Here is a 10,977-nt window from a genome sequence, read left to right as displayed (position 1 = left end):
GTCCTACTCTCCCACAGGGTCCCCCCTGCAGTACCATCGGCGCTGAAAGGCTTAGCTTCCGGGTTCGGAATGTAACCGGGCGTTTCCCTAACGCTATGACCACCGAAACACTATGAAGTTGAACTCAACCAACCGGATTGGGAGTTCGTTACTTCAGAACTAACACAGTGGACGCGAGCAACTGAGGACAAGCCCTCGGCCTATTAGTACCGGTCAGCTCCACCCATTACTGGGCTTCCACATCCGGCCTATCAACCCAGTCGTCTACTGGGAGCCTTACCCTCTCAAGGAGGTGGGAATACTCATCTCGAAGCAGGCTTCCCGCTTAGATGCTTTCAGCGGTTATCCCTCCCGAACGTAGCCAACCAGCCATGCCCTTGGCAGGACAACTGGCACACCAGAGGTTCGTCCGTCCCGGTCCTCTCGTACTAGGGACAGCCCTTCTCAATATTCCTACGCGCACAGCGGATAGGGACCGAACTGTCTCACGACGTTCTAAACCCAGCTCGCGTACCGCTTTAATGGGCGAACAGCCCAACCCTTGGGACCGACTCCAGCCCCAGGATGCGACGAGCCGACATCGAGGTGCCAAACCATCCCGTCGATATGGACTCTTGGGGAAGATCAGCCTGTTATCCCCGGGGTACCTTTTATCCGTTGAGCGACGGCGCTTCCACAAGCCACCGCCGGATCACTAGTCCCGACTTTCGTCCCTGCTCGACCCGTCGGTCTCACAGTCAAGCTCCCTTGTGCACTTACACTCAACACCTGATTGCCAACCAGGCTGAGGGAACCTTTGGGCGCCTCCGTTACCCTTTGGGAGGCAACCGCCCCAGTTAAACTACCCATCAGACACTGTCCCTGATCCGGATCACGGACCCAGGTTAGACATCCAGCACGACCAGAGTGGTATTTCAACGGCGACTCCACAACCACTGGCGTGGCTGCTTCAAAGTCTCCCACCTATCCTACACAAGCCGAACCGAACACCAATATCAAACTGTAGTAAAGGTCCCGGGGTCTTTCCGTCCTGCTGCGCGAAACGAGCATCTTTACTCGTAGTGCAATTTCACCGGGCCTATGGTTGAGACAGTCGAGAAGTCGTTACGCCATTCGTGCAGGTCGGAACTTACCCGACAAGGAATTTCGCTACCTTAGGATGGTTATAGTTACCACCGCCGTTTACTGGCGCTTAAGTTCTCAGCTTCGCAACCCCGAAAGGTCACTAACCGGTCCCCTTAACGTTCCAGCACCGGGCAGGCGTCAGTCCGTATACATCGCCTTACGGCTTCGCACGGACCTGTGTTTTTAGTAAACAGTCGCTTCTCGCTGGTCTCTGCGGCCACCCCCAGCTCACGGAGTAAATCCGATCACCAGGCGTGGCCCCCCTTCTCCCGAAGTTACGGGGGCATTTTGCCGAGTTCCTTAACCATAGTTCACCCGAACGCCTCGGTATTCTCTACCTGACCACCTGAGTCGGTTTAGGGTACGGGCCGCCATGAAACTCGCTAGAGGCTTTTCTCGACAGCATAGGATCATCCACTTCACCACAATCGGCTCGGCATCAGGTCTCAGGCTATATGTGTGACGGATTTGCCTATCACACGCCCTACACCCTTACCCCGGGACAACCACCGCCCGGGCTGGACTACCTTCCTGCGTCACCCCATCGCTTACCTACTACCACCTTGGTTCGCCGGCTCCACCACTTTCCATTCCCCGAAGGGTCCGGAACGGCTTCACGGGCTTAGCATTAATGGGCTCGATATTGGGCGTTTCAAAGCGGGTACCGGAATATCAACCGGTTGTCCATCGACTACGCCTGTCGGCCTCGCCTTAGGTCCCGACTTACCCTGGGCAGATCAGCTTGACCCAGGAACCCTTAGTCAATCGGCGCACACGTTTCTCACGTGTGTATCGCTACTCATGCCTGCATTCTCACTCGTGAACCGTCCACAACTCGCTTCCGCGGCTGCTTCACCCGGCACACGACGCTCCCCTACCCATCACAGCACCCGTTGGGGCTTATTGCTGCAATGACACGACTTCGGCGGTACGCTTGAGCCCCGCTACATTGTCGGCGCGGAATCACTTGACCAGTGAGCTATTACGCACTCTTTCAAGGGTGGCTGCTTCTAAGCCAACCTCCTGGTTGTCTCTGCGACTCCACATCCTTTCCCACTTAGCGTACGCTTAGGGGCCTTAGTCGATGCTCTGGGCTGTTTCCCTCTCGACCATGGAGCTTATCCCCCACAGTCTCACTGCCGTGCTCTCACTTACCGGCATTCGGAGTTTGGCTAAGGTCAGTAACCCGGTAGGGCCCATCGCCTATCCAGTGCTCTACCTCCGGCAAGAAACACACGACGCTGCACCTAAATGCATTTCGGGGAGAACCAGCTATCACGGAGTTTGATTGGCCTTTCACCCCTAACCACAGGTCATCCCCCAGGTTTTCAACCCTGGTGGGTTCGGTCCTCCACGAAGTCTTACCTCCGCTTCAACCTGCCCATGGCTAGATCACTCCGCTTCGGGTCTTGAGCGTGCTACTGAAACGCCCTATTCGGACTCGCTTTCGCTACGGCTTCCCCACACGGGTTAACCTCGCAACACACCGCAAACTCGCAGGCTCATTCTTCAAAAGGCACGCAGTCACGAGACACAAGCAAGCTTGTGTCCGACGCTCCCACGGCTTGTAGGCACACGGTTTCAGGTACTATTTCACTCCGCTCCCGCGGTACTTTTCACCATTCCCTCACGGTACTATCCGCTATCGGTCACCAGGGAATATTTAGGCTTAGCGGGTGGTCCCGCCAGATTCACACGGGATTTCTCGGGCCCCGTGCTACTTGGGTGTCTCTCAAACGAGCCGCTAATGTTTCGTCTACGGGGGTCTTACCCTCTACGCCGGACCTTTCGCATGTCCTTCGACTACATCAACGGTTTCTGACTCGTCCTGTCGCCGGCAGACGACAGAAGAGAGATCCCACAACCCCGCATGCGCAACCCCTGCCGGGTATCACACGCATACGGTTTGGCCTCATCCGGTTTCGCTCGCCACTACTCCCGGAATCACGGTTGTTTTCTCTTCCTGAGGGTACTGAGATGTTTCACTTCCCCTCGTTCCCTCCACACTGCCTATGTGTTCAGCAGTGGGTGACAGCCCATGACGACTGCCGGGTTTCCCCATTCGGAAACCCCCGGATCAAAGCCTGGTTGACGACTCCCCGGTTCCTGGTGCCAAGGCATCCACCGTGCGCCCTTAAAAACTTGGCCACAGATGCTCGCGTCCACTGTGTAGGCCACCCATCACCCTGGCCACCCATCACCCTGATCACAAAGACCAGGTTCACTGGGGCCGGCATCGCGAAGATACGTCCTAACGGCCGTACCCTCAGATACCCAACAACGTGCCAGGCACGATCCCTTGAGACCTCGTCACGTTCCACGCCGAAGCAGTACTGGTGAAGGACTCTCGTGATCGTGCCAACTAATCAACGTTCCACCCATGAGCTACGTTTGCCTGCAATCGGTACTGTGCTCCTTAGAAAGGAGGTGATCCAGCCGCACCTTCCGGTACGGCTACCTTGTTACGACTTCGTCCCAATCGCTGGTCCCACCTTCGACAGCTCCCTCCCACAAGGGGTTGGGCCACCGGCTTCGGGTGTTACCGACTTTCGTGACGTGACGGGCGGTGTGTACAAGGCCCGGGAACGTATTCACCGCAGCAATGCTGATCTGCGATTACTAGCAACTCCGACTTCATGGGGTCGAGTTGCAGACCCCAATCCGAACTGAGACCGGCTTTTTGAGATTCGCTCCGCCTCGCGGCATCGCAGCTCTTTGTACCGGCCATTGTAGCACGTGTGCAGCCCAAGACATAAGGGGCATGATGACTTGACGTCGTCCCCACCTTCCTCCGAGTTGACCCCGGCGGTCTCCTGTGAGTCCCCATCACCCCGAAGGGCATGCTGGCAACACAGGACAAGGGTTGCGCTCGTTGCGGGACTTAACCCAACATCTCACGACACGAGCTGACGACAGCCATGCACCACCTGTATACCGACCACAAGGGGGCACCCATCTCTGGATGTTTCCGGTATATGTCAAGCCTTGGTAAGGTTCTTCGCGTTGCGTCGAATTAAGCCACATGCTCCGCTGCTTGTGCGGGCCCCCGTCAATTCCTTTGAGTTTTAGCCTTGCGGCCGTACTCCCCAGGCGGGGAACTTAATGCGTTAGCTGCGGCACCGACGACGTGGAATGTCGCCAACACCTAGTTCCCAACGTTTACGGCGTGGACTACCAGGGTATCTAATCCTGTTCGCTCCCCACGCTTTCGCTCCTCAGCGTCAGTAATGGCCCAGAGATCCGCCTTCGCCACCGGTGTTCCTCCTGATATCTGCGCATTTCACCGCTACACCAGGAATTCCGATCTCCCCTACCACACTCTAGCCTGCCCGTATCGGATGCAGACCCGGGGTTAAGCCCCGGGCTTTCACACCCGACGTGACAAGCCGCCTACGAGCTCTTTACGCCCAATAATTCCGGACAACGCTTGCGCCCTACGTATTACCGCGGCTGCTGGCACGTAGTTAGCCGGCGCTTCTTCTGCAGGTACCGTCACTTTCGCTTCTTCCCTGCTGAAAGAGGTTTACAACCCGAAGGCCGTCATCCCTCACGCGGCGTCGCTGCATCAGGCTTTCGCCCATTGTGCAATATTCCCCACTGCTGCCTCCCGTAGGAGTCTGGGCCGTGTCTCAGTCCCAGTGTGGCCGGTCGCCCTCTCAGGCCGGCTACCCGTCGTCGCCTTGGTAGGCCATTACCCCACCAACAAGCTGATAGGCCGCGGGCTCATCCTTCACCGCCGGAGCTTTCCAGTCCAGGAGATGCCTCCCGAACTCGTATCCGGTATTAGACCCCGTTTCCAGGGCTTGTCCCAGAGTGAAGGGCAGATTGCCCACGTGTTACTCACCCGTTCGCCACTAATCCACCCCGAAGGTTTTGTTTCAAAGGAACCTCGACCAACCGAAACCGGCTGGACGGGGTATCAACTAATCTGGCGTTGATTTTTGGCACGCTGTTGAGTTCTCAAGGTGCGAACGCTTCCTTCGTTCCTGTTTCCAGGCCCTCCGGGCGCTTCCTTCATTTCCGACTCTATCAGATCCTTTCGGCGTCTGATTCCCAGTCAGAGGGGGTTGTCTTTCCGGCCGCTGGGCCGTTCCGACGAGTGAGACTTTAGCGGATTCCTCGCCCCCGACGCGAATCGGGGATCCGGCTCCTTCATTTCGCAGAAACGCACGGAATGCAGAACGAGAACGACACGCGAGGAATCGCGATCATCAGGTTCGGTGGTTCTTGCGGAATGGCCGTCCGGGGCCGACCGGAGTCGGTGCTCACGTCGGACAGCCCACGAAACATTACGGATCGGACGGGACCGTGTCAACCCCGCAGGTCGGACGACCCCTGCGGGTGATCATGGCCGGAGGCTGGACACGACCTCGGCGGTGGCGGCCACGCCGTTCTGGATGGTGGGGGCCATGCTCGTGCCGGCCAGGAAGAAGCCGAGCAGGGCGCAGACGACGGCGTGGGTGACCTTGAGGCCGCCGCTGCGCAGGAAGATCACGGCCAGTACGAGGAGCAGCACCACGACGGAAACGGAAACGGCCATCGCTCTCACGTCCTTCTTCTGCCGCACCGGAATTGCGGCGTTCGGCGGACAGTGTGGCGGAATGGGCGATCCGTCCGGGGGAACGGCAGGGCGGCCATCCGGGTGAAAGGAGAAAGGATCATGCACGGATGTGGGGCGGCAGGCAGTCCTGCCACTCCACCGTGCGGTCGCACCAGCGGTTGAGGAGGACGCGGTCGTGGCCGACGGCGAGGAGGCCGGCGCCGGTCCGCGCGCGGTAGGTCTCGACGGCGGCGACCAGGGCGGCCGTGGTGGAGGCGTCGAGCATGGCGGTCATCTCGTCGCAGACCAGCCAGCGGGGCTCCAGGCTGAGCGCCCGGGCGAGGCAGGCGCGCTGGAGCTGGCCGTCGCTGACCGCGTGGGGGCGGCGGGTGAGGAGCTCGGGGGTGAGTCCGACGGCGGGGGCCAGCTCGGCGACGCGGTCGGCGGCCTCCGCCTTGCGACCGGTGGCGCGGAGGGGTTCGGCGATCAGGTCGGCGAGGGTGAGCCGGGGGTCGGCGGCGGTGCGGGGCTGCTGGAAGACGACGCCGACGGCGGTGCGCTGCGCGCGGGGGGCGCGGTGGCGCCAGGCGGTGACCTCGGTGCCGTCCAGGACGAGGCGGCCGGCGTCGGGGCGGTGGAGGAGGGCGGCGACGCGGGCGAGGGTGGACTTGCCGCAGCCGCTGGGGCCGAGGAGGCCGACGGCCTCGCCGGGGGCGACCGTGAGGGAGGCGCCGCGGAAGACGGGCCTGCGGGGGTCGTAGCCGGCGGTGACGGAGTCGAGTTCAAGCACGGGGTCGCTCCGGGTGGTGGCAGGCCACGCCGGCGCGGAGGGCCGGGGCGGTGGCGCAGCGGTCGGTGGCGCGGGCGCAGCGGGGGGCGAAGGCGCAGCCTTCGGGGAGGTCGGAGAGTTCGGGGGGCATGCCGGGGATGGGGGTGAAGGCCCGGTCGGGGAGGGCGTCGAGGAGGCCGCGGGCGTAGGGGTGGTCGGGTCCGGTGGGGCCGAAGAAGCGGTGGGCGGGGGCGATCTCGACGATCCGGCCGGCGTACATGACGGCGACGCGGTCGGCGATGCGGGCGGCGGCGGTCAGGTCGTGGGTGATGAGGAGCAGTCCGCGGCCGTCGTCGGCGTGGCGGCGCAGTTCGTCGGCGGTGCGTTCGACGAGGTCGCGGTCGAGGCCGGTGGTGGGTTCGTCGGCGAGGAGGAGGGGGGCGTCGCCGATGAGGGCGAGGGCGGTGGCGGCGCGCTGGGCGAGGCCGCCGGAGAGTTCGTGCGGGTAGGCGTCGAGGTGGGTGGCGGGGAAGGCGGCACGTTCGGCGGCGTCCTCTGCGGCCTTGCGGCGGCCGGAGCGCGGGGTGGCGGTGAGGGCCCGGACGGTCTCGTCCAGGTGGGCGCGGACGGTGCGGACGGGGGTGAGGTGGGCGGCGGGGCTCTGGGGTACGAGGCCGACGCGCCGGCCGCGTACGGATCGGGCGAGGGTCTTCTCGTCGGCGGTGAGCAGGTCGGTGCCGTCGAGCAGGGCGGTACCGCTGGTCTCGGCGTTCGCGGGGAGCAGGCCGAGGAGGGCGGAGGCGAGGACGGACTTGCCGCAGCCGGACTCGCCGACGAGGGCGAGGCACTCCCCCGGTGCCAGGTCGAAGTCGGCGTCGGTGACGGCGGCGACGGTGCGGCCGCCGCGCAGGCGGAAGCGGACGGTGAGCCCGCGGACGCTGAGGAGGGCGTCCTCGGCCCGTTCGGCGGTGACGGCGTCGAGGGCGCGCGCGAGGCGGGCGTTCACAGCATCAGCTCCGATCGGCGGCGGGGGTTGAGGCGGTCGCGCCAGACGCCGGCGAGGCCGGCGATGGCGAGGGTGGGGACGATCAGGAAGAGGCCGGGGAAGAGGGTGGGCCACCAGTCGCCGGCGAGGAGGGAGGAGCGGGCGGACTGGACGAGGTTGCCGAGGCTGGCCTGGTGGCTGGGGAGGCCGAGGCCGAGGAAGGAGAGGGCGGACTCGTGCCACATGGCGTGCGGGACCATCAGGACGGCGGCGAGGCCGGCCTGGGGCAGGACCGCGGGGAGCAGGTGGCGGGTGGCGACGCGGCGGCGGGAGGCGCCGCCGGAGATGGCGGCCTCGATGTGGGGGCGGGTCCGGAGGGAGAGGACCTCCGAGCGGACGATGCGGGCGGTGGAGAGCCAGTGCGTGACCGCGACGGAGGCGATGACGGGCCAGACGCCGGGGCGGAAGAGGGCGACGACGAAGATGCCGAGGAGGAGGTGGGGGACGGAGGAGAAGGCGTCGACGAGGCGCATGAGGGTGCGGTCGGTCCAGCCGCCGAGGGCGCCCGCGGCGGCGCCGACGGCGGTGCCGAGGACGGTGGCGACGAGGGCGGCGACGAGGCCGACGAGCAGGGAGATCCGCAGGCCGTAAACGCAGCGGAGGAGGAGGTCGCGGCCGACGTCGTCGGTGCCGAAGGGGTGGTCCCAGGAGGGCGGGAGGAGCTTCTGGGAGAGGTCGACGGCCTGTTCGTCGAGGTGGACGAGCGGGGGGACGAGGAGGACGGCGAGGGCGACGGCGCCGACGACGGTCGCGGAGGTCCACAGGCGGAGGCGGTGGGTGCGGGGGTCAGCCATCGAAGCCCACCCTCGGGTCGGCGAGGCCGTAGAGGAGGTCGGAGAGGAGGTTGCCGAGGAGGACGGCCGCGGTGGCGAGCACGGTGAGTGCGGCGAGCAGCGGGAAGTCGACGGCGGTGGCGGCCTGGACGGTGGCGGCGGCGATGCCGGGCCAGCTGAAGACGGTCTCCACGAGGAGGGCTCCGGTGATGAGTTCGGGCACGCGGGAGCCGATGAGGGTGAGCATCGGGAGCATGCCGGAGCGCAGGGCGTGGCCGGTGAGGACGGTCCGTTCGGCGAGGCCGCGGGCGCGGGCGCCGCGTACCGGGTCCTCGTCGAGGGCGTCGCCGACGCCCTGGCGGACGTAGAGGAAGAACCACGGCAGCTGGGAGACGCCGAGGACGAGGGCGGGCAGCACGAGGTGGCGGGCGACCTGGTCGGGGGTGACGGTGTCGCTGGCGGTGTCGGTGAGGCCGCCGGCGGGGAGGGCGCCGAGTTCGAGGGCGAAGAACCAGATGGCGAGGAGGCCGAGCCAGAAGGCGGGGGCGGCTTCCAGGGTGTACGCGAGGGCGCTGACGGCGCGGTCGAGGAGGCCGCCGCGGCGGCGGCCGGCGAGGACGCCGAGGAGGGTGCCGAGGGTGATCGCGACGAGGAAGGCGGTGACGGCGAGGAGGACGGACCAGCCGAGGCGTTCGGTGATGACGTCGGCGACGGGGCGGCGCATGACGGCGGAGTCGCCGAGGTCGCCGGTGGCGGCCGAGGTGAGCCACTCCCACCAGCGGGTGAGGAAGGGCTGGTCGACGCCGAGGTTGTGGCGGAGCTGGTCGAGGTTCTCCTGCGAGGCGGTGAGGCCGGCGGTGCCGGCGTACGCCTTGACGGGGTCGAAGGGGGAGGCTTCGGCGACCGCGAAGACGGCGAGGGTGACGCCGAGGAGGACGGGGACGGCGGCGAGGGCGCGCCGTCCCGTCATCCGGGCCATGGCCCCCCAGGGGAGGCGGCGGCTCACTTCTTCGTGTCTCCGGTGTTCTTCTTGGGCTGCCAGGCTTCGACGTTCCACCAGGGACCGGCGGCGAGGCCGTGGTCGTGGGGTTCGACCTGGGTGGTGAGGGGGGCGCCCTTGGCGTCGGAGGTCCAGGCGTCGTCGACGACGTAGAGGTGGTCGATGTGGGTGAGGAAGGTGTAGCCGGGGTTCTTGACGAGTTCGCGCTGGACGGTGTCGTACGCGGCCTTGCGCCTGGTCTCGTCGTTCGTGCGGCGGCCGTCCTCCAGGGCGCGGTCGACGGTGTCGTTCGCGTACCAGGCCATGTTGTTGAAGCCGTCGCCGGCGAGGGTGGACTTCAGGAGGAGGTACTGGTCGAAGTCGGGGTCGCCGGGGGCGCCGCCGCCGGCGAGGACGGCGTCGGTCTTCATGCGGGGTTCGATGACCTCCCAGGTGCCGGCCTGGGTCTTGATCTCGATGCCGGCCTTGCGGGCGTCGGAGGCGTAGGCGAGGGCGTGGTCCTGGCGGAGCTTGTCGCCGGAGAGGTACCAGAGGGGGAAGGAGGCGCGGACGCCGTTCTTGGCGCGGACGCCGTCGGGGCCGGGCTTCCAGCCGGCCTCGTCGAGGATCTTCTGGGCGCCGGCGAGGTCGTGGCGGCGTTCGGTGCCCTTCGCGAACCAGGGGCTGTCGGTGGGGACGGGGCCGTAGGCGGGCTTGCCGGCGCCTTCGAGGATCTTGTCGACCATGGTCTGGCGGTCGACGGCGATGTCGAGGGCGCGGCGGACGGCGGTGTCGCCGGTGACGGGGTTGTGGGTGGGGAGGGTGACCGTGCGGTAGTCGTAGGTCCTGGCGGCGTAGGTGCGCTTGGCCTTGTCGTTCTGGAAGCCGGCGGCGAGGTTGGGCGGGAGGATGGCGCCGTCGAGGTCGCCGGCGCGCAGGCGGGTGGCGCGGACGTCGTCGTCCTTGATGATCGCCATGGTGAACTTCTTCACCGCGGGGGCGCCGTTCCAGTACTTCGGGTTGGCCTTGAAGGTGAGCTTCTCGCCCTTGGACCAGCCGGTGAGGACGTAGGGGCCGGTGCCTATGGGGTGGGTGGTGAAGGCGCCGGTGTTGACGTCCTGCCGGCCGGCGACGTGTTCGGGGGCGATGGCGTGGACGGTGCGCTCGGCGAAGGGCGCGTAGGGGTACTTGAGGCGGAAGACCACGGTGTCGTCGCCGACGGACTCGACGCTCTTGAGGGCGTCGAGTTCGGTGCGGGAGGGGTTGTTGGTCTTCGGGTCGAGGATCGACCTGTAGGTGAAGACGACGTCCTTGGCGGTGAAGGGGGCGCCGTCGCTGAAGGTGACGTCGTCGCGGAGGGTGTAGGTGTAGGTGAGTCCGCCGTCGCTGATGTGCGGGAGCGTGCGGGCGAGGGCCGGCTTGAGCTTCATGTCGGCGTCGAAGGCGAGGAGCCCGTCGAAGATCTTGGAGTTGCCGTCCTTGCCGTAGCCGAGGAGGGGGCTGAGGGTGTCGGGCTCGTAGGCGATGCCGACGACGGCGGAGTCCTTGGGTCCGGCGGGGCCGGCGGTGTCGGCGCCGGGGTTGGTACAGGCCGCGGTGGCCAGGGCGAGGGCCCCGGTGACGGTCGCGGCGGTCGCGCGGCGGACGGTTCGGGCGGCCATCGTGCCCACACCCCTTTTGAAGATCAACTGTTATTGCGAACAACTCGCAATTAAACCTCACGGGTGCGACGGGGCCCCGGGTGGG

The 10,977-nt window shown here is 65.5% G+C and carries 6 protein-coding genes and 3 rRNA genes; all 9 read right to left on the bottom strand.

Annotated features, from left to right (window positions below):
* A 5S ribosomal RNA gene (gene rrf / locus IF73_RS0114590) occupies positions 1-107 on the bottom strand; the annotation flags it as partial.
* Between the two features lie 76 nt (positions 108-183).
* Positions 184-3,273, bottom strand: a 23S ribosomal RNA gene (locus IF73_RS0114585).
* 272 nt (positions 3,274-3,545) lie between these two features.
* A 16S ribosomal RNA gene (locus IF73_RS0114580) occupies positions 3,546-5,117 on the bottom strand.
* A gap of 353 nt (positions 5,118-5,470) precedes the next feature.
* The gene (locus tag IF73_RS0114575; RefSeq protein WP_031007597.1) at positions 5,471-5,665 is read right to left on the bottom strand and encodes a hypothetical protein; all 195 of its coding nucleotides are present in this window, start codon (positions 5,663-5,665) and stop codon (positions 5,471-5,473) included.
* 118 nt (positions 5,666-5,783) lie between these two features.
* On the bottom strand, positions 5,784-6,455 hold the full coding sequence (locus IF73_RS0114570) for an ABC transporter ATP-binding protein (protein ID WP_031007595.1): 672 nt from the start codon (positions 6,453-6,455) through the stop codon (positions 5,784-5,786).
* Positions 6,448-7,440, bottom strand: a complete 993-nt coding sequence (locus IF73_RS0114565) for an ABC transporter ATP-binding protein (RefSeq protein WP_051716788.1) — start codon at positions 7,438-7,440, stop codon at positions 6,448-6,450. Before IF73_RS0114565 ends, IF73_RS0114570 begins: the two co-directional genes overlap by 8 nt.
* Entirely contained in the window at positions 7,437-8,273 is an 837-nt protein-coding gene (locus tag IF73_RS0114560) for an ABC transporter permease (protein ID WP_031007590.1), read from the bottom strand. The genes IF73_RS0114565 and IF73_RS0114560 overlap by 4 nt, the downstream gene beginning before the upstream one ends.
* A complete protein-coding gene (locus tag IF73_RS0114555; protein ID WP_031007588.1) occupies positions 8,266-9,258 on the bottom strand; it encodes an ABC transporter permease in 993 nt (330 codons plus the stop codon). The genes IF73_RS0114560 and IF73_RS0114555 overlap by 8 nt, the downstream gene beginning before the upstream one ends.
* A complete protein-coding gene (locus IF73_RS0114550; protein ID WP_031007585.1) occupies positions 9,255-10,892 on the bottom strand; it encodes an ABC transporter substrate-binding protein in 1,638 nt (545 codons plus the stop codon). The genes IF73_RS0114555 and IF73_RS0114550 overlap by 4 nt, the downstream gene beginning before the upstream one ends.
* Between the last annotated feature and the right edge of the window lie 85 nt (positions 10,893-10,977).

It is taken from the genome of Streptomyces sp. NRRL F-5727 (assembly GCF_000719555.1).
GTDB lineage: Bacteria > Actinomycetota > Actinomycetes > Streptomycetales > Streptomycetaceae > Streptomyces.
The sequence above is the reverse complement of the archived record's forward strand: the minus strand, read 5'-3'. Positions and strand labels throughout refer to the sequence as shown.

What these genes read in the sequence shown, in the direction of transcription:
- IF73_RS0114550 (WP_031007585.1), bottom strand. Translation starts at nt 10,892, where the DNA reads ATGGCCGCCCGAACCGTCCGCCGCGCGACCGCCGCGACCGTCACCGGG.
- IF73_RS0114575 (WP_031007597.1), bottom strand. Translation starts at nt 5,665, where the DNA reads ATGGCCGTTTCCGTTTCCGTCGTGGTGCTGCTCCTCGTACTGGCCGTG.
- IF73_RS0114560 (WP_031007590.1), bottom strand. Translation starts at nt 8,273, where the DNA reads ATGGCTGACCCCCGCACCCACCGCCTCCGCCTGTGGACCTCCGCGACC.